Annotated in this window: 18 protein-coding genes; 7 read left to right on the forward strand and 11 right to left on the reverse strand. The window is 61.1% G+C overall.

Annotated elements, in window-relative coordinates; genetic code table 11:
- Positions 1 to 44: 44 nt before the first annotated feature.
- The 6 genes from CAF63_RS17990 (at position 45) to CAF63_RS18015 (ending at position 5821) form a co-directional block, all read left to right on the forward strand.
- The gene (locus CAF63_RS17990; protein ID WP_085686943.1) at positions 45 to 806 is read left to right on the forward strand and encodes a 5-oxoprolinase subunit PxpA; all 762 of its coding nucleotides are present in this window, start codon (positions 45 to 47) and stop codon (positions 804 to 806) included.
- A 99-nt stretch (positions 807 to 905) separates the two neighbouring features.
- Positions 906 to 1151 carry an acetyl-CoA carboxylase gene (locus CAF63_RS17995; protein WP_085686945.1) on the forward strand — a complete coding sequence of 82 codons (246 nt, stop codon included), beginning with the start codon at positions 906 to 908 and terminating at the stop codon, positions 1149 to 1151.
- 10 nt (positions 1152 to 1161) lie between these two features.
- Complete coding sequence (locus CAF63_RS18000) at positions 1162 to 2535, forward strand: acetyl-CoA carboxylase biotin carboxylase subunit (protein WP_085687364.1); 1374 nt, start codon at positions 1162 to 1164, stop codon at positions 2533 to 2535.
- Positions 2532 to 3404 carry an allophanate hydrolase subunit 1 gene (locus CAF63_RS18005; protein WP_085686947.1) on the forward strand — a complete coding sequence of 291 codons (873 nt, stop codon included), beginning with the start codon at positions 2532 to 2534 and terminating at the stop codon, positions 3402 to 3404. The genes CAF63_RS18000 and CAF63_RS18005 overlap by 4 nt, the downstream gene beginning before the upstream one ends.
- The gene (locus CAF63_RS18010; RefSeq protein WP_085686949.1) at positions 3401 to 4375 is read left to right on the forward strand and encodes a biotin-dependent carboxyltransferase family protein; all 975 of its coding nucleotides are present in this window, start codon (positions 3401 to 3403) and stop codon (positions 4373 to 4375) included. Before CAF63_RS18005 ends, CAF63_RS18010 begins: the two co-directional genes overlap by 4 nt.
- A 111-nt stretch (positions 4376 to 4486) precedes the next feature.
- The gene (locus CAF63_RS18015) at positions 4487 to 5821 is read left to right on the forward strand and encodes a cytosine permease (protein ID WP_256574526.1); all 1335 of its coding nucleotides are present in this window, start codon (positions 4487 to 4489) and stop codon (positions 5819 to 5821) included.
- A 313-nt stretch (positions 5822 to 6134) separates the two neighbouring features.
- On the opposite strand, the gene CAF63_RS18020 is transcribed toward CAF63_RS18015, so the two are convergent.
- The 8 genes from CAF63_RS18020 to CAF63_RS18055 all read right to left on the reverse strand — a co-directional run bounded on the left by CAF63_RS18020 (position 6135) and on the right by CAF63_RS18055 (position 13421).
- Positions 6135 to 6365, reverse strand: a complete 231-nt coding sequence (locus tag CAF63_RS18020) for a hypothetical protein (protein WP_065260512.1) — start codon at positions 6363 to 6365, stop codon at positions 6135 to 6137.
- 119 nt (positions 6366 to 6484) lie between these two features.
- Complete coding sequence (locus CAF63_RS18025) at positions 6485 to 6715, reverse strand: hypothetical protein (RefSeq protein ID WP_085686951.1); 231 nt, start codon at positions 6713 to 6715, stop codon at positions 6485 to 6487.
- 71 nt (positions 6716 to 6786) lie between these two features.
- Positions 6787 to 8412, reverse strand: a complete 1626-nt coding sequence (locus CAF63_RS18030) for an ABC-F family ATP-binding cassette domain-containing protein (RefSeq protein WP_085686953.1) — start codon at positions 8410 to 8412, stop codon at positions 6787 to 6789.
- A 143-nt stretch (positions 8413 to 8555) separates the two neighbouring features.
- A complete protein-coding gene (locus tag CAF63_RS18035; protein ID WP_085686955.1) occupies positions 8556 to 9593 on the reverse strand; it encodes a DNA topoisomerase IB in 1038 nt (345 codons plus the stop codon).
- 73 nt (positions 9594 to 9666) lie between these two features.
- On the reverse strand, positions 9667 to 10746 hold the full coding sequence (modC, locus tag CAF63_RS18040) for a molybdenum ABC transporter ATP-binding protein (protein WP_085686957.1): 1080 nt from the start codon (positions 10744 to 10746) through the stop codon (positions 9667 to 9669).
- Between the two features lie 3 nt (positions 10747 to 10749).
- Complete coding sequence (gene modB, locus CAF63_RS18045) at positions 10750 to 11430, reverse strand: molybdate ABC transporter permease subunit (protein ID WP_085686959.1); 681 nt, start codon at positions 11428 to 11430, stop codon at positions 10750 to 10752.
- The gene (gene modA, locus CAF63_RS18050; protein WP_085686961.1) at positions 11431 to 12186 is read right to left on the reverse strand and encodes a molybdate ABC transporter substrate-binding protein; all 756 of its coding nucleotides are present in this window, start codon (positions 12184 to 12186) and stop codon (positions 11431 to 11433) included. It abuts the gene before it with no gap.
- 173 nt (positions 12187 to 12359) lie between these two features.
- The gene (locus CAF63_RS18055; RefSeq protein WP_085686963.1) at positions 12360 to 13421 is read right to left on the reverse strand and encodes a nitronate monooxygenase family protein; all 1062 of its coding nucleotides are present in this window, start codon (positions 13419 to 13421) and stop codon (positions 12360 to 12362) included.
- Positions 13422 to 13635: 214 nt separating this feature from the next.
- Between CAF63_RS18055 and CAF63_RS18060 the strand changes: the two genes are divergently transcribed.
- Positions 13636 to 14619, forward strand: coding sequence for an MDR family oxidoreductase (locus CAF63_RS18060; protein ID WP_085686965.1), 984 nt, complete (start codon positions 13636 to 13638; stop codon positions 14617 to 14619).
- Here the strand turns inward: CAF63_RS18060 and ada are convergent.
- The 3 genes from ada to CAF63_RS18075 all read right to left on the reverse strand — a co-directional run bounded on the left by ada (position 14609) and on the right by CAF63_RS18075 (position 17152).
- Positions 14609 to 15682: a bifunctional DNA-binding transcriptional regulator/O6-methylguanine-DNA methyltransferase Ada gene (gene ada / locus CAF63_RS18065; RefSeq protein WP_085686967.1), complete on the reverse strand. Its 1074-nt coding sequence runs from the start codon at positions 15680 to 15682 to the stop codon at positions 14609 to 14611. The two genes, CAF63_RS18060 and ada, sit on opposite strands and share 11 nt — an antisense overlap.
- An 88-nt stretch (positions 15683 to 15770) precedes the next feature.
- Positions 15771 to 16433: a DNA oxidative demethylase AlkB gene (gene alkB, locus CAF63_RS18070; RefSeq protein WP_085686969.1), complete on the reverse strand. Its 663-nt coding sequence runs from the start codon at positions 16431 to 16433 to the stop codon at positions 15771 to 15773.
- Between the two features lie 5 nt (positions 16434 to 16438).
- The gene (locus CAF63_RS18075; RefSeq protein ID WP_085686971.1) at positions 16439 to 17152 is read right to left on the reverse strand and encodes a 2OG-Fe(II) oxygenase; all 714 of its coding nucleotides are present in this window, start codon (positions 17150 to 17152) and stop codon (positions 16439 to 16441) included.
- Positions 17153 to 17222 lie beyond the last annotated feature (70 nt).

Consider the following 17222-nt stretch of genomic DNA (forward strand, 5'->3'; position numbering starts at 1 on the left):
CTAACTTGGCCCGCATGAAGTCACAAGCGTCAGGAGCAAGCGTCATGCAAGCAGTAGATTTCAACTCGGACATGGGTGAAGGCTTCGGCCCATGGACCATTGGCGATGGCGTCGACACTGAACTGATGGGCTTCATCAGTTCGGCCAACATCGCCACCGGTTTTCATGCCGGAGACCCCGGCACCATGCGTCGCACCGTCGAGCAGGCCAAGCGTCTGGGCGTGGCCATCGGTGCGCATCCGGGGTTCCGTGATCTGGTTGGCTTCGGTCGCCGGCACATCAATGCCCCGGCCCAGGAACTGGTCGACGACATGCTCTATCAGTTGGGCGCACTGCGTGAACTCGCCCGGGTTCAAGGTGTAGCCCTGCAACACATCAAACCCCACGGCGCCCTGTACATGCATTTGGCCCGGGACGAGGAGGCCGCCCGTTTGCTGGTGGAAAACCTGCAACGTCTGGAACCTGAACTGCTGTTGTATTGCATGCCCGACTCAGTGATCTGGCGAGTTGCCACCGAGCTCGGTCAGCCAGTGATCCGCGAGTTCTACGCCGACCGCGAATACGATCTCAGCGGCTCGATCGTCTTCACCCGCAACGTGCGCGCTTACGACCCGGCACAAGTCGCCGCACGCGTACTGCGCGCCTGCCAGCAGGGCGTGGTGCGCACGGTCGAAGGTGAGGATCTGTCGATCGAGTTCGATTCCATCTGTTTGCACAGCGACACGCCGGGTGCTCTGGCGTTGGTCGAAGCCACACGCAGATCACTTGATAACGCCGGGATCAGAGTGCGCGCACCACGCGGATAGTCCTTGAAAGCACCTGGTACGCAGATGCCAGGGTTTTCTTCGTTCCACGATCCAATTTTTTTGCCTGCCTTTCTACAACTATTCCAAAAAGGAACAGACATGGCCGAACACACTGTAATTACCCCGTTGCCAGGGACTTTCTACCGCAAGGCCACTCCGGAATCGGCAAACTACGCCGAGGTCGGCACGCCGGTCAGCGCCGACACGGTAATTGGCCTGATCGAAGTCATGAAGCAGTTTTCCGAACTGACCGCCGGGACGGCCGGTCGCCTCAGTGCATTTCTGGTAGAAGACGGTGATCCGGTGGAGCCGGGTCAGGTCATCGCAACACTCGATGGCGAGTGAGGGCGCGATCATGACTCAACGTATTCATAAATTATTGGTCGCCAACCGTGGCGAGATCGCGGTGCGGATTATCCGCGCCGCCAAAGAACTCGGGATTCCTACCGTTGCCGCGTGCAGCGAGGCGGATATCGATTCGCAGGCGGCGCGCATGGCTGATGAGGTGCATGTCCTGGGCCCGGCCCGCGTCGATAAAAGTTACCTGAACGTCGAGGCATTGCTCGGCGCTTTGAAAGCCACGGGTGCCAACGCGGTTCACCCCGGTTACGGGTTCCTCTCGGAGAACGCTGATTTTGCCGAGGCGGTAGCAGCAGCCGGGGCCATTTTTGTCGGCCCGAATGCAGAGACGATCCGGCGTATGGGTGACAAGGCCGAAGCCCGGCGCACCGCACAAGCAGCGGGCGTGCCGGTGGTGCCAGGGTCGCCGGGCGAGTTGTTTGATGTTGAGTCGGCGTTGAAGGCTGCCGAGGCTGTCGGCTTCCCGCTGTTGATCAAGGCTTCGGCGGGTGGCGGCGGGCGCGGTATTCGTCTGGCGGAAACCCCTGAGCAATTGACTGAAGAGTTTCCTCGTTCCCAACGCGAAGCCCAAGCCGCGTTCGGCAACGGCGCGGTGTACCTGGAGCGGTTTATCAGTCGGGCCCGGCACATTGAAGTGCAGGTATTGGGCGACGGACAGCACGCAGTCCATTTGTTTGAGCGCGAATGTTCGCTGCAACGCCGGCGGCAGAAGATTTTCGAAGAGGCACCATCGCCAGTCCTCAGCCAACAGCAACGGGAAACCCTCTGCGCCAGTGCCGTGCGCCTGACCGAGTCGTTAGGCTACAAAGGCGCTGGCACTCTGGAATACCTGTATGACGATGCGACCGGTGAGTTCTTCTTTATCGAGATGAACACCCGCATTCAGGTGGAGCACCCGGTCAGCGAACTCATCACGGGCATCGATCTGGTTCAAGCCATGCTGCGCATTGCCGGTGGTGAAGCGTTGGGCTTCAAGCAGAGTGACATTCAACTCAACGGGGCCGCGTTGCAAATGCGCCTGAATGCCGAAGACCCGGAGCGTGATTTCTTTCCCAGCCCAGGGCTGGTCGAGGCCTTGAGCTGGCCGCAGGGTGAAGGTATCCGGGTCGATACGCACCTGTATCAAGGTTACCGCGTGCCGCCATACTATGACTCGCTGCTGGCCAAGTTGATCGTGCATGGCGCTGATCGGTCACATGCGTTGGCTCGGGCGCGGCTGGCGGTGGTGCAGACCACGCTGTCCGGCATGGCCAGCACTCTGGCGCTGCACGGCGAACTGTTGGAGCAACCCTGGCTGAACAGCGCCGACTTCCACACGGGCACCCTGGAAACCTGGCTGGCCACACGCCGCAGCGGAGGTGAAGCATGAGCACGCCGATCCGTTACAGCTTTGGCGCCGATGAGCATCTCTTTGCCGAAGTCAGCGACAGCATGTCGCTCGACGCTTTCTTCAAAGGGCTGGCCGTCACGCGCGCTGTAGAAGGGCTGGCGCTGGATGGCGTGCTGGATGTGTGCCTGGCCAACGCTTCGTTCCAGATCCGTTTCGACCCGGACCGCATTGCGCCACAAGCCTTGCTCGATGCCGTAAAAGAGGCCGAAGCAGAGGCGGTGGCCGAGCGCACGCTACAGACGCGGATCATCGAGATTCCGGTGCTCTACAACGACCCCTGGACGCATGAAACGCTCATGCGTTTTCGCGACCGCCATCAAGACCCGAGTGCCACGGACCTGGAGTACGCCGCGCGAATCAATGGTCTGGCCGACGTCGAGGCTTTCATCGCCGCTCACAGTGGCGCGCCCTGGTTCGTCTCGATGGTGGGCTTCGTGGCCGGGTTGCCGTTCATGTTTCAGATGGTTGAGCGCGAGCGCCAGTTGCAGGTGCCGAAGTATCTGCGGCCACGCACTGACACACCGAAGTTGACCCTGGGCCATGGCGGTTGCTTTGGCTGCATTTACTCGGTGCGCGGTGCCGGTGGCTATCAGATGTTCGGCGTCACGCCGGCACCCATCTATGACCCGCAACAGAGCCTCGCCTACCTCAAGGAACACATGGTGTTTTTCCGTCCGGGTGACATCGTGCAGTTCAAACCGATGGACCGCGAGGCCTACGACCAGGCGGTGGCCGAGGTGGAAGCAGGGCGCTTTGACCTGCGGATTCGTCCGGTCGAGTTTTCGCTGGACGCGTTTTTGGCCGATCCGATCGGTTATCCCAAGTCGCTGCAGGAGGTGCTGGCATGATCAAGGTACTCAAACCCGGTCTTGCCACCTCGGTACAGGACCTTGGCCGTGAAGGTTATTACCACTTGGGCATTCCGCCTTCCGGGGCGCTCGATCAGTATGCGCTGAGTGCCGCCAATCAACTGGTGGGCAACCCCGCAGGGTTTGCGGCGCTGGAGTGCACATTGCTCGGGCCGGAGCTGGTTTTTCAGCAGGACGCACTGGTGGCCGTTTGCGGTGCTCACATGACGCCACGGGTGGATGGCGTGGAAATGCACCACGACACAGCCTTTGAGGTGAAGGCCGGGCAAGTACTGCGCTTCGACTTTCCGAAAGCGGGCGCACGCGCTTATCTGGCAGTGGCGGGGGGAATTGATGTGCCGGTGGTGCTTGGCAGTCGCTCGACTTACGCGCTGGGGGCGCTCGGCGGGTTTCATGGGCGCCGGCTCGTGGCGGGTGACGAGTTGCCGGTAGGGGCTGCCAGCGGCAAGGGGCGCGTCGGAGCCAGTTTGCCGATGGCACTGCGGCAATCCCTGGGAGGGGAAATCACTCTGCGGGTGGTGCCGGGCCTGTACTACGAGCGCTTGACCCCGGCAGCGGCAGACAGTTTTTTCGCCGAGCCATGGACGGTGGGTTCGGAAGCCGACCGCATCGGCTATCGCTTCAAGGGGGGCAGTGCGCTGAGCTTTCAACCCCGCGAGCAGCCGTTCGGTGCCGGTTCCGATCCGTCAAACATCGTCGACAGTTGCTACCCGATTGGTTCGATCCAGGTGCCCGCCGGGCTCGAACCCATTGTCCTGCATCGCGACGCCGTGTCGGGTGGCGGCTACGCAATGATCGGCACGGTGATCAGCGCCGACCTCGACTTGATCGGCCAGATGCAACCCAACCAGAAGGCCCGCTTTGTCGCGGTGACCCTTGAAGAGGCGCTGGAAGCGCGACGTTCCTATAAGAAAAAACTCAGCTGCCTGAGCAAGCTGTTCCCTTCCTGATTCTGCCCGCCGCATTGCGCGGGCCATGCCAAACGGTGAGCCAACGCCGCACTTCGGTGCGGTGACGGCTGCCCGCGCTTCAACCTTTGACTGGTTCTGGAGTTCACGCATATGGCTGCTTTATCGCAATCGAGTCAGACCGGGCAAGACCCGGCCCATCATCCCGTTCCTGCCGAAGCGCGCATGGGGCGACTGTCACTGACCATGGCCTGGTGGGCGGTGTGCAGTGCGATGTTCTATATCGTGGTTGGTGCTTCGCTGGCGCTATCGTTCGGCGCCCGCAATGCGTTGATCGGCATGGTTCTGTCGGTGATCAGCTACGGTTTGGTCAATAGTGTGCTCAGCCGTTTCGCCATTCGCAGCGGCTTGTCGGTGGCATTGTTTTCACGGCTCTTGTTCGGCAGCACGGGGGCATGCCTGGCAACGTTGATCTTCTTTTCCACGGCGATCTACTACGCGGTATTCGAAGGTTCGGTGATCGCGGTCGCGCTCAATCACCTGTATCCCGAGCTGGTCTACCCACTGGCGGCACTGGCGGTGGTGCTCTACAGCGTGCCGATGATCCTCGGCAGCGTGCAGCACTGGCTGGACAAGCTCAACGGCGTGTTGCTGCCGATATACCTGGGAGGTTTATTGGTGGCGATGGGGCTGTCGATCAGTCGTTATGGCTACCGGCCGCAGTGGCTGGATTTCGGCCCGCAAATCCCCGACGCCTTCGGCTGGTGGCATTGCTTCGTCGCCTATATGGGCGTCTGGATCCTGATGCTGTTCACCTTCGACTATGCCCGTTTCGGCAAACCTGAAGACGCCGGGTATCACGGTCGCTGGAACTTCGGCATGCCGTTCTACGCGGTGACGTTTCTGCTCAACGGCGCGGCGGGCATTTACCTGGTCAGCAGCATTCCCCATGACGGCGCGCTGAATGAGGTGTCGGTGGTGATGGCGATTTTGCAGTTGATGGGGCTGTGGGGATTGTTGTTTGTCTGGGCGACGCAAACCCGGATCAACACCGCCAACTACTATTTGGCAACGTTGAACATGCAGGCGTTCTTTGGTCGCTTCAGCGTTCGTGGCTCTTACTGGATGTGGGCCGTGGCGGTTGGGGTGATCGTCTACGGATTGATGCTTGCGGACGTGTTTGCCTACCTCCTCAAGGCATTGGCCTATCAGGGGATTTTCGTGGTGGCCTGGGTCGGTGTGGCGCTGGGGCAGATTCTCTGCGCCCGCAACGATGTGGCAACGCTTGAGCGGGTCGCCGCGTTCAATCCGGCGGGTTTGTTTGACGGCGTGGTTCGGCGCCACGGCATTGGGGCTTGCCTTGATGTTTTCAGGCGATGGGTTGAGCAGTTTTTCCGCCCCGTCGACGGCGATAGTGGCGTTCGTCCTCCAGGCAGGTTTGTCGCGCCGCAGACATATGGTGTTGCAGTCGGCCGAGTAAGGATTTGAGGACTGATCGCAGGTGTCGTGGAAAAGGGCCGTTTGAAACGGCCCTTTTCGTCTTCAGACAAATGCTTGCCCGATAAACCCTCTGGGCAGGCGTTGGCGTCCCGTCATTGAAGTCAGACGCTTGATCCATTCCGAACGCCAGTCGGACGGCGAGTGTGCAGCGCTGGCGTGACGAGCTGCTCGCCGCGCAGCATTGCGTTGATCTTTCGAATTTGAAGTGAATGACCATAAACGTCTCCTGGATGACGTGTAAAGGTATTGACCTCTACCGACCAGGGGACGTTCTCTCTTGCATGCATCGTGAATCGAGGACCTACCTGAAGCGTGGCAGTGGCCGGTCGATCGGTTTGAGCGATGACAGGGTGCTGCGAATCAGCGGCGTGTCTTTTTCGATATCGTTCAGACGATCACGGATGCGCAGAGCGGTCGGATGCCCGCCTTGGTGATCGACCCAGTCGGCGATCTCTTTGCAGGCCGCAGCGAGGCGCGCCTCACGAGCTTCGAGCAAGGTGAGGAGAGTGGTGATGGACTCTCTTTCGGACATGAAACACCTCCGTTCATTAATCCGCTCGGTGGCAGCAAAAAGCCCGCGAAGCGCGAGCTTTCTGCCGTGGGGCGCTGCTCCTTCAGCTGGTTTGAGTATAGACCCGCAAATGACAGCTATCAGTCGGCAGGCGCGCGAGCGGTCACTCGAGAACTGGCAGCGTTCAGTCGAAGACATTCGCGCCGGGCGTCGTCTTCACGATCGTACCCATCGCCGATAAACCCGCTGGTACGTGTATCGCAGATGCGATACCAGCCAAGAGCCTCGGCAGGCTCATGCAGCGATTCTCCGGCGCGCCGGCCGTGGATGACGATCTTGTTGCAGCGCTTCACGACGAATATGTCTTCCATGGCGTCACCGCGGCTGATTCGTACCAGATCAACTATAGAAGCCCTGACCAATCGTGCAAAAAATAGACAGGTCAGTTCGTCGGTTGCAGTTGCCAGCCTGATGGGTGCCAGAGCAAGTGGTGGGTCGGATTCAATGCCTCAAGGAAGTCCTGATCGTGGGAAACGGCGACAATGGCGCCCGGAAATGTCTGCAATGCCCGTTCGAACGCTTCCACCGAAGGCAGATCCAGATGATTGGTCGGTTCATCCAGCAGCAACAGCTGCGCAGGATCCGCTCGCCACAAGGCCAGCGCCAGCGCCGCTTTCAGGCGTTCGCCACCGCTCAATGCAGCACAGGGGCCCGTGGCGCGACTCGCATCCAGCTGCAAGTGGGCGAGATAACTGCGCAGAGTGCCTTCGGTCAGCGCAGCCCCCTGCATCATCAGCTGTTCGGTGATGGAGCGCTGATCGTCGAGTTGCGTCAGTTGTTGATCCAGAAACGCGAAGGGCACGAGCGTCTTGGCGGTTCCATCGACAGGCGTCAGTTCCCCGGCGAGCACTTTCAACAGCGTTGATTTGCCGCAGCCGTTGGGGCCGCTGACGGCGATGCGCATCGGGCCGTGGATCGTAAGACTCAGTGCATCGTTAGGCAGCCAGGGCAGCCGAGCGTCAATCAGCGTGCAGATCTGTCGGTTGTTCGGCACCGCGCTGCCGGGCAAGTTGATCAGCACGTCGTCCTCGGGCTGCACCTTGGCGTAAGCCTCGCGCACCTGGGCATCGAGTTCGGACTTGCGGGCCTGATGTCCATGACGGACATGCCCCATGATTTCCCGGGCGGCGCCCTTGATCGCCACGTATTCGAAACTGGCAATGTTGGCGGTTTCGGCGTTGCGTCGGGAGTTGGCGGCGTGGCGTTGTATCGTGTCGTGTTCGCGTCGTAGCCGAATCCGCTCGCGCTGGCGTTCGCTTCTGGCGTGGTCGAGACGTGCCTGCGCCGCGGCTTGATGGATTCGCTGATGCTCGCGAAATGCCGAGTAATTGCCGCCGAATTCAACGGCACCCGACGCGCTCAACTCGACGATCCGCTGCATTCGGTCAAGCAGTTGCCGATCATGGCTGACGACTATCAAGCCGGTGTGCCAGCGCTCCAGCGAGTTCATCAGCCATTGGCGTCCCGGTGTATCCAGATGGTTGGTCGGCTCATCGAGGACCAGCAACGGAGCTTGACTCAGAAACGCGCCAATCAGGGCGACACGTGCTTGCTGGCCGCCACTGAGGTTGCCGGTGTGATCGGTGAAGGCAACTTCGGTCAGGCCGGCATCATCGAGCAGGCGGCGCAGACGGTCCGCCAGATCCCATTGTTCGCCAATGAGATCGAAATCCTCGGCTGATCCGCAGCCCTCGTTCATTCGCTCCAATGCCTGAAGAATCGCGGCGCTGCCGGTGGTCTCGGCAACCGTCTCGCCGGGTGCAGCGGTAAATTTCTGCGCCACGTAGGTCGTCGCTACGGCGCGCGTCACGCTGCCGCTTGTAGGTTGCCAATGTCCGGCGATCAAGCGCGCCAGTACGCTTTTGCCAACGCCGTTGCGCCCGACGATAGCGGTGGGGGTGTGATCGAATTTCAGATTGAGTGCAGTAAAAATCGTCTCGCCATTGGCGAACTGAAAACCCAGTTGATTCAGGGAGACGAGAGCAGGCGTACGCGAGACGTGAGTCATCGGCACCTCCAGAAAATGTCGTGAACACTGACACGTGCCATGAGCGGCGTGTTGCGATTACATTTTTGAAGGCTTAGTTGTTCACTTCTGCGGTCGTCCCGGGGAGGTAGGAGGTCGTAGCCTAGTCGAGACGGCCGAAGGCTTCAAGACGCGTTTTCCTGTTCGACCATCCGCTCAAGGAACAGCGCCAACGCGACTTCTTCCTTGCGCAGACCTTTGCGGATGCGCGGCTTCGGCAGCTCGGCCAGTGCCCCCAGCATGAAATGCTCGACCACCGCCGGGTGGATGTAGCACTTGCGACAGACCGCCGGCGTGTTGCCCAGTTGGCGTGCCACACCTTTCACCATCTCGACAACATGCCGCTTGGCCTCGGTCTCGGACTCCCATTGCAGTTCCCGCAGAACCGCCAGAGCGAGGGCGCTGCCGGCCCAGGTCCGGTAATCCTTGGCGGTAAAATCCGCACCGGTCAGGGTTTGCAGGTAGGTGTTGACGTCAGAGGAACTGACGGTGTGCCGCTCGCCGTTTTCATCCAGATACTGGAACAGGTTCTGTCCCGGAATTTCCAGACAGCGCTTGATGATCCGCGCCAGACGCCGGTCTTTCACCGTGATCTGATGTTCGATGCCGCTCTTGCCGCGAAACTGGAACAGGATGGCGCTGCCGTTGACTTCGACATGCCGGCTGCGCAGGGTGGTCAGGCCGTAGGAGCGGTTATCCCGCGCGTACTGCGTATTGCCGACGCGGATCAGCGTGGCGTCGAGCAGCATGATGACGGTCGCCATGACTTTGTCACGGCTGAAGCCGGGCGCTGCGATGAGGGTCTCCAGTTGTTTGCGCAGCTTGGGCAGCGCGAGACCGAATTCGCGCAGTCGCGAATATTTGTTCGCGTCGCGCACTTCGCGCCAGCGAGCGTGATAGCGATATTGCTTGCGCCCACGGGCATCGCGGCCGGTGGCTTGCAGATGGCCGCGCGGGTCGGCGCAGATCCACACGTCGACGTAGGCCGGCGGAACGGCCAGCGCGTTGATGCGTTTGATTTCGTCGGGATCGGTGACGCGCTGGCCTTCGGGATTGAAGTAGGCGAATTTTCCGCGCAACTTTTTGCGGGTGATACCGGGCTGCGTGTCGTCGACGTAATGCAGATCCGAAGGCAACACCTCGGAGAGCGCAGTATCGGGCATGGCGGACTTCCTTCGCGGCAAATCAGGCTGTTAAAGCCATTGACCGCACGCCATGACGGTCGTGCCCGCGGATTTACGCCAGTACCGCGACAGCCTTGATCTGGGCCCACAAGGACTGGCCCGGATGCACGCCAAGCTGATCCCGTGAATAGCGAGTGATGCGCGCCAACAACGGAGTCCCGCCGGCATCGAGGCGAATGAGCACGTGGGCGGCGTTATCGGCCGGCTGTTCGCTGACGACCGTGACCGGCAGGCGATTGAGGATGCTGCTGAACTCGCTGTTTTGCAGGGTCAGGCTGATGTCGCGCGCGTGAACCTTGCAGCGCAGTCTCTGGCCCGTCGTCATGGGAGCGTGGGTCACGCGGATGTTCAGTGACGATTCCGGCAATTGCAGTGTGAGCAATTGATAATCGGCGTCGTAGCCACTGACCAGGCCCTCAATGATCACCCCGGCGTCATTGTCCATGGCCAGAGGCAGGTCGAGCCGCGCCAGGGTTTCGCCAATCGGACCGCTGGCCAGCGCTTTGCCGTCGCTGAGCAGCACCAAGTGGTCGGCGAGCCGGGCCACTTCGTCCTGAGCGTGGCTGACATACAGCACCGGGATTTCCAGTTCGTCGTGCAGGCGTTGCAGGTAGGGCAGGATTTCGCTTTTGCGCTGACTGTCGAGGGCCGCCAATGGCTCATCCATCAACAGCAATTTGGGGCTGGTCAACAGCGCGCGAGCGATGCCGACACGCTGACGCTCACCGCCGGACAAGTGCTGCGGGTGACGATCCAGCAAGTGGCCGATCCCCAGCAGTTCGGTGGCTTGGGTCATGTCGACCCGGCGCTGCGCCTTGGGAATGCGCTTGAGGCCGAATTGCAGATTGGCCAGCACCGACAGGTGCGCAAACAGGCTGGCTTCCTGAAACACATAGCCGAGCGCACGTTTGTGCGGCGGCACGAAAATGCCTTTTTCGCTGTCCTGCCAGACCTCGTCATTGATGCGGATAAACGCCTGCGGCGCGCGTTCGAGTCCGGCAATGCAGCGCAGGCATGTGGTCTTGCCGGAGCCAGACTGACCGAACAGCGCGGTCACTCCTCGGCCGGGCATCTGCAGGTCGACATCCAGGCCGAAGCCGGAATAATCAAGTTTCAAGCGTGCTTCAATCATCCATCAACTCCAGCCGGCGCGGGTCTTGCGGCTGGAATACAGCGCCAGCAACACCAGAAACGAAAACACCAGCATCGCCCCGGCCAGCCAGTGCGCTTGCGCGTACTCCATGGCTTCGACGTGGTCGTAGATTTGTACGGAAACCACCCGGGTCTTGTCAGGGATGTTGCCGCCGATCATCAACACCACGCCGAATTCGCCAACGGTATGCGCGAAACCAAGGATTGCCGCCGTGATGAAACCGGGGCGTGCCAGGGGCAGGATCACGCTGAAGAAGGTGTCCCAGGGATTGGCGCGCAAGGTCGCGGCCACTTCCAGTGGGCGAGTGCCAATCGCGGAGAAGGCGTTTTGCAACGGCTGCACCACGAACGGCATGGAATAGAGCACCGAGCCGATCACCAGGCCGGTGAAGCTGAACGTCAGGGTCCCAAGCCCCAGCCACTGGGTGAAATGGCCAATGAAGCCATTGGGGCCAAGCGCCAGCAACAGGTAGAAACCAATGACTGTCGGTGGTAGCACCAACGGCAGCGCGACAATCGCGCCGATGGGGCCGCGCAGCCAGGAACGGCTGCGCGACAACCACAGGGCAATCGGAGTGCCGATGACCAGCAGGATCGCAGTGGTCAGGGACGCCAGTTTCAGGGTCAGCCAGATCGCCGCGAAATCGGCACTCGTGAGCGACATTTACAGCTGGTAACCGTAGGACTTGATGACCGCAGCGGCTTTCGGGCCTTTGAGGTAATCAACCAGCGCCTTGGCAGCGGCGTTGTCCTTGCCTTTGTTGAGGATCACTGCGTCTTGCTTGATCGGGTCGTGCATGCTCGCCGGCACGATCCACGCCGAACCGCTGCTGACCTTGCCATCCTTGTAGATCTGCGACAGCGCGACGAAGCCCAGTTCGGCGTTGCCGGTGGATACGAACTGATAGGCCTGGGTGATGTTCTGGCCTTCGACGATCTTGGCTTTGGTGGCTTCAGTGAGTTTCAGCTTTTCCAGCACCTGAGTGGCGGCCAGACCATAAGGGGCGGCTTTCGGGTTGGCGATGGACAGGTGCTGGTACTCGTTTTTCTTCAGGACATCGCCTTTGGCATCGACGTAACCTTCCTTGGCCGACCACAGTGCCAGGGTGCCGATGGCGTAGGTGAAGCGCGAACCCTTGACGGTGTCGCCTTCTTTCTCGAGTTTTTCAGGGGTGGTGTCATCGGCCGAGAGGAACACTTCGAACGGCGCGCCGTTTTTGATCTGGGTGTAGAACTGGCCGGTGGCGCCGTAGGCTGCGACCAGTTTGTGCCCGGTGTCTTTTTCGAAATCGGCGGCAATCGCCTGGATCGGCGCGGTGAAGTTGGCCGCGACAGCGACTTGCACTTCGTCGGCCTGCGCCGCGCCGATGGCGAATACCGCGAACAGGGCAGGGGCAAAGCGGGTGGCACGATTGATCATGTAACGGCTCCGTGAATGGCAAGTGCAGTGGGCAGTTGTTATTGGAGGGATAGACTGCGCCGTACGATGGGGTGCAACGCTATATAGCGAAATATATAGCGAAATGCCGCCAAACGGGAAGCACTGCTTTTAAACCGGGCAAGGGCGCCACGCTCCTCACCCGTTCGGGTTCATCACCGCGTCAGTTTTGCCAGTGCGCCTTCAGCCAGTTGCCGGGTCAGTTCAGCGGTGCCGAGATCTTTGCCGAGCGTGAAGGCCTGGCCGGCCCAGAGGTTGCTGAATTCGGCTTCACCCTTCGCGCGCAACGGCATCAAGGCACCGCCTGCCAGAGGGAATGCCGGGGCCTTGTCCGACATCGGGCCCAGCTCCCGCATCACCCGATTGAGAATCCCCCGCGCCGGGCGTCCGGTAAACAGATTGGTCACCGCCGTTTCGCTTTCCTTGGCGGTGCGCAAGGCCTTGTGGTGCGACGCACTGACCTTCGCTTCCGGAGTAAACAAATACGCCGTCCCGACCTGAACCGCCGAAGCGCCGAGCAGGAACGCTGCCGCGACGCCGCGCGCATCGGCAATCGCACCGGCAGCGATCACCGGCACACTCACCGCGTCGACCACTTGCGGCACCAGGGCAAACGTACCGACCTGACTGCTCAGGTCAGCGCTGAGAAACATCCCGCGATGGCCGCCGGCCTCGTAGCCCATGGCGATGATCGCGTCGCAGCCGTTCTGCTCGAGCCAGATCGCTTCGTCGACGGTGGTTGCCGACGAGATGATTTTCGCGCCGGTGGCCTTGACCCGATCCAGCAAGGATTTTTCCGGCAGGCCGAAATGGAAACTCACCACTTCAGGGCGAAATTCTTCCAGCACCTCGCAGGCGGCCGCATCGAAGGGCGCGCGGTTGGATACCGGCGTCGGCGCATCGAAATCGACACCCAGTTCGCGATAGTAGGGCTCCAGCAGGTTTTTCCATTCGCGGGCCTTTTGCTCATCGGCAGCCGGAGGCTGATGGCAGAAGAAGTTGACGTTGAACGGCTTGTTCGTGCCCTGGCGAATGGTTTTCAGCTCTTCGCGCAGTTGCTCGATGGTCAGCATTGCCGCCGGCATCGAACCGAGGCCACCGGCGTTGCACGCTGCGATGACCATGGAAGAATTGGTGGCACCGGCCATGGGGCCCTGGATGATTGGCAGTTCGATGCCGAACAGGTCAAGAATGCGGGTATCAGGCCATTGGCTCATGGAATAGCTTCTCCGACGACAAAACAGGGCAGGGACGGTAGCAGCCGGTTTTTTAACGCAAAGCCACCCCCGTGACCAGCACAGATTTGTAGCTTTAACAGCCGGCGCTGGCTGGGCGTTCGGGCCTGATTGGCTAAAGGTCGAGTTGGGCAAAATGTTGCAGTGTGCTATTCCAATCCCTCGACATCCTGAATTCCACCCGTGAGAGGCAGTCATGTTCAAAGGCATTTTGATCGACAAAGACGACAGCGGCTATCGCGCCAACCTGCAAGAGATCAACGACGAGCAGTTGCCTGAGGGCGATGTGACGGTTCGCGTCGCGTACAGCACGCTGAACTTCAAGGACGGCCTGGCGATCACCGGCAGCAGCCCGGTGGTGCGCAAGTTTCCGATGGTGCCGGGGATTGATCTGGCGGGTACCGTCGAAGTCAGTTCGCACCCTGACTACAAGGTTGGCGATCAGGTGTTGCTTAACGGCTGGGGCGTCGGTGAAAGCCACTGGGGCGGTCTGGCACAAAAAGCGCGATTGAACGGTGACTGGCTGATTCCGCTGCCCAAGGTATTCACCGCCGCGCAAGCCATGGCCATCGGCACGGCCGGTTATACGGCGATGCTGTGCGTCATGGCGCTGGAACGCAACGGCGTGACCCCGCAACAGGGCGAAGTGCTGGTGACTGGGGCAAACGGCGGCGTTGGCAGTTTTGCCATCGCGTTGCTGAGCAAGCTGGGCTACCGCGTGGTCGGTTCGACCGGTCGGGTGTCGGAACATGAATACCTGAAACAACTGGGCGCCGGCGAAATCATTGATCGCGCCACCCTGTCCGAGCCCGGCAAGCCGCTGGCCAAGGAGCGCTGGGCGGGCGTCATCGATTCGGTCGGCAGCCACACACTTGCCAATGCCTGCGCCAGCACCCGGGCCGAAGGCACGGTGGCTGCGTGCGGTCTGGCTCAGGGCATGGATTTCCCGGCGTCTGTGGCGCCTTTCATTTTGCGTGGCGTGACGCTGGCCGGGATCAACAGCGTGACCCAGCCCAAGGCTCGCCGAATCGAGGCGTGGGATCGTCTGGCGAAGGATCTGGACTTTGCCTTGTTGCCGCTGATCAGCCACGAAATAGGCCTCGGCGAAGCCATCGAAGCAGCGCCGAAGCTCCTCGCCGGACAACTTCGCGGCAGGGTCGTAGTGGACGTCAATCGCTGATAACGGTTTCGCGCGTCAGCAACTCGCGCTTACGCTCCACCCCCCAACGGTAACCGGACAGGTTGCCGTCGCTGCGCACCACGCGGTGGCACGGAATGGCCACCGCCAGGCGGTTGGCGCCGCAGGCTTGCGCCACGGCCCGTACCGCTTTGGGTGAGCCAATGTGTTGAGCAATTTCGGCGTAGCTGGCGGTGCTGCCCACCGGAATTTCCCGCAGTGCCTGCCACACCCGTTCCTGAAACGCCGTGCCGCGCACATCCAGCGGCAAATCAAGTCCGATGGCGGGTGCTTCAATGAAGCCGACGACGCGAGCGATCAGTTGTTCGAACTCGCCATCGGCGCCGATCAGGTTGGCCCGGCGAAACTGGTCCTGCAGGTCGCACACCAATTGGTGCGGATCGTCCCCCAGCAGAATCGCGCAGATTCCGCGCTCGCTCTGTGCCACCAGAATGGCACCGAGCGAGCACTGGCCGACGGCGAAGCGGATGTCGTTGTTCTGGCCAGCAGCCCGGAAGTCGCCGGGTTTCATGCCCAGCACCTGATCGGCTGCCTCGTAGAAACGGCTGTTGGAGTTGAAACCGGCGTCATACAGCGCTTCGGTCACCGAGCCGCCGTCCGCCAGACGCTGACGAACCCTGCGCGAGCGATGCGCGGCGGCATAGCCTTTGGGCGTCAGGCCTGTCGCGGCTTTGAACACACGATGAAAATGAAAGGCGCTCAGGCCGGCGGTTTCGGCGAGATCGTTAAGCGCCGGCAGGCTGTCCGACGCCTCGATCTGGCGACAGGCTGCTGCGACGGTGGCGGCATGTTGCGCGGCGACTTCGGTCTGATCCTTGCTCGCCCGTTTGCTGGGGCGATAGCCAGCGGCCTCGGCGTCCTCGGCGGTGTCGAAGAACTCGACGTTCTGCGGTTTCGGCAAGCGCGCCAGGCTGCTGGGGCGGCAATAGATGCCGGTGGTTTTCACGGCATAGACAAACTGGCCGTCCGCCCGAGGGTCGCGTGCCACGACAGCGGCCCAACGTGGATCGTCTTCAGTGTTCAGCGAGGTGGTAAGCGATTTCATGATGGAGAGTCCGTTGACCTGTTGAATTTCAGGTTAACCAGTGCCACCGGCCGGAACACTCCGACCCTTGCGGTCAAACTTTGCAGGATTATCCAGCGGTGCGAAACGTCAGGTTGAAACGCTGTTCACCCAGGCGCGGATGCCGGCCAGGCTTGATCGGCAGGATGCCGTGATAGCGCAGCCGGTCGACGCCGCCCCAGATCACCATGTCGCCGTGCAGCAGCGAGATTTTCTGGCTCCTGTCGCCGCGTGCGAAACCGCCGAACAGGAACGTTGCCGGCAAGCCCAATGACAGGGAAACGATCGGGGCTTCATAGGCATTTTCGTCTTTGTCCTGATGCAGCGACATCTTTGCGCCTGGGACATAGCGATTGATCAGGCAAGAATCCGGTACGAAATCGGCAAATCCGGCGCGTTCCGCTGCTGCCTGGGCCAGCTCGCGAAACACTTCGGGCATGGCCGGCCAGGGGTGATGGCTCACGGGATCTTCGGATGAATAGCGGTAGCCGCTTCGATCGGTGATCCAGCCCAGTGCGCCGCAACTGCTGGTGGCCACCGACATGCTGAAGCCTCCGGGTGTCATCATGTGGCGCAACGGGGCGCAGGCGATGATCGATTCCAGGGCCGGCAACAACTGCTCGATTTGCGGCAGGGCAAAGCCGCGCAGCACCCAGGATTGCTCGCCGATCTGTTCGGCGCGCCGGGGCTGCTCGGATTCTGTGTCGGCGAACAGATCGAAGGTGGTTTGCATGATCGTCAGGTCGCGTCGTGGAAGATGATGCCCAGAGTATGCCGTTTTCCGCTGTGCAGTCGGCTGACACCGTGGCGCATGGTCACTCGATAGTCGCCGCGCGCGCCTTTCACCGGGCGTTGGTTGACAGCAAAGATCAGCGCGTCGCCTTTTCTCAGGTCCATCACCAGCGGACGGGACTGCATTCTTGGACGTTGTTCGGTCATGACGAACTCACCGCCGATGAAGTCTTCGCCAGGTTCTGACAGAAGAATCGCCGCTTGCAGCGGAAACACATGCTCACCGTACAGGTCCTGATGCAAACAGTTGTAGTCCTGCGGGCCGTATTGCAGCAAGAGCGGGGTAGGTCGCAGTTGACCGGCGGCGTGGCAGCGCTCGAGAAATTCGCGGTGTTGCTCTGGAAAGCGTTCCGGCAGACCCATTCGTTCGTACCAGCGGTTGGCCAGTGACACGAGTCGCGGGTAAAGCGCGCTGCGCAGGCGTTCCACCACGGATGGAAGCGGATAGCGCAGGTATTTGTATTCCCCGCGTCCGAAACCATGGCGGGCCATGATGACCTGGGACCGGAACGGTTCACTTTGTGGGTAAAGCGCACTCAATCGATCACAGGTGTCCGGGCGCAGCAGCGTGCGGATGACGGCGCAACCGTCCTGATCCAGTTGCTGCTCCAGGGCGACCCAGTCGAGCGCATCGAGCGGGGAGGCGGGTGAGGGTGACATGCTGATTCCTTGGCTTGCATTCAGGTCTCAGTCTGGGCCATCCACCCGGCCGCAACACTCCGCCGCTTGC

Origin of the sequence: Pseudomonas sp. B20(2017) (assembly GCF_002113125.1) — a bacterium.
GTDB lineage: Bacteria > Pseudomonadota > Gammaproteobacteria > Pseudomonadales > Pseudomonadaceae > Aquipseudomonas.

Bases quoted from the DNA above. Each gene is read 5' to 3' on its own strand.
- CAF63_RS17995 (WP_085686945.1), top strand. From the start codon at position 906: ATGGCCGAACACACTGTAATTACCCCGTTGCCAGGGACTTTCTACCGC.
- CAF63_RS17990 (WP_085686943.1), top strand. From the start codon at position 45: ATGCAAGCAGTAGATTTCAACTCGGACATGGGTGAAGGCTTCGGCCCA.
- CAF63_RS18005 (WP_085686947.1), top strand. From the start codon at position 2,532: ATGAGCACGCCGATCCGTTACAGCTTTGGCGCCGATGAGCATCTCTTT.
- CAF63_RS18010 (WP_085686949.1), top strand. From the start codon at position 3,401: ATGATCAAGGTACTCAAACCCGGTCTTGCCACCTCGGTACAGGACCTT.
- alkB (WP_085686969.1), bottom strand. From the start codon at position 16,433: ATGCAAACCACCTTCGATCTGTTCGCCGACACAGAATCCGAGCAGCCC.
- CAF63_RS18020 (WP_065260512.1), bottom strand. From the start codon at position 6,365: ATGTCCGAAAGAGAGTCCATCACCACTCTCCTCACCTTGCTCGAAGCT.
- CAF63_RS18000 (WP_085687364.1), top strand. From the start codon at position 1,162: ATGACTCAACGTATTCATAAATTATTGGTCGCCAACCGTGGCGAGATC.
- CAF63_RS18030 (WP_085686953.1), bottom strand. From the start codon at position 8,412: ATGACTCACGTCTCGCGTACGCCTGCTCTCGTCTCCCTGAATCAACTG.
- CAF63_RS18055 (WP_085686963.1), bottom strand. From the start codon at position 13,421: ATGAGCCAATGGCCTGATACCCGCATTCTTGACCTGTTCGGCATCGAA.
- CAF63_RS18025 (WP_085686951.1), bottom strand. From the start codon at position 6,715: ATGGAAGACATATTCGTCGTGAAGCGCTGCAACAAGATCGTCATCCAC.
- CAF63_RS18060 (WP_085686965.1), top strand. From the start codon at position 13,636: ATGTTCAAAGGCATTTTGATCGACAAAGACGACAGCGGCTATCGCGCC.
- CAF63_RS18035 (WP_085686955.1), bottom strand. From the start codon at position 9,593: ATGCCCGATACTGCGCTCTCCGAGGTGTTGCCTTCGGATCTGCATTAC.
- modB (WP_085686959.1), bottom strand. From the start codon at position 11,430: ATGTCGCTCACGAGTGCCGATTTCGCGGCGATCTGGCTGACCCTGAAA.
- CAF63_RS18075 (WP_085686971.1), bottom strand. From the start codon at position 17,152: ATGTCACCCTCACCCGCCTCCCCGCTCGATGCGCTCGACTGGGTCGCC.
- modC (WP_085686957.1), bottom strand. From the start codon at position 10,746: ATGATTGAAGCACGCTTGAAACTTGATTATTCCGGCTTCGGCCTGGAT.
- CAF63_RS18015 (WP_256574526.1), top strand. From the start codon at position 4,487: ATGGCTGCTTTATCGCAATCGAGTCAGACCGGGCAAGACCCGGCCCAT.
- modA (WP_085686961.1), bottom strand. From the start codon at position 12,186: ATGATCAATCGTGCCACCCGCTTTGCCCCTGCCCTGTTCGCGGTATTC.
- ada (WP_085686967.1), bottom strand. From the start codon at position 15,682: ATGAAATCGCTTACCACCTCGCTGAACACTGAAGACGATCCACGTTGG.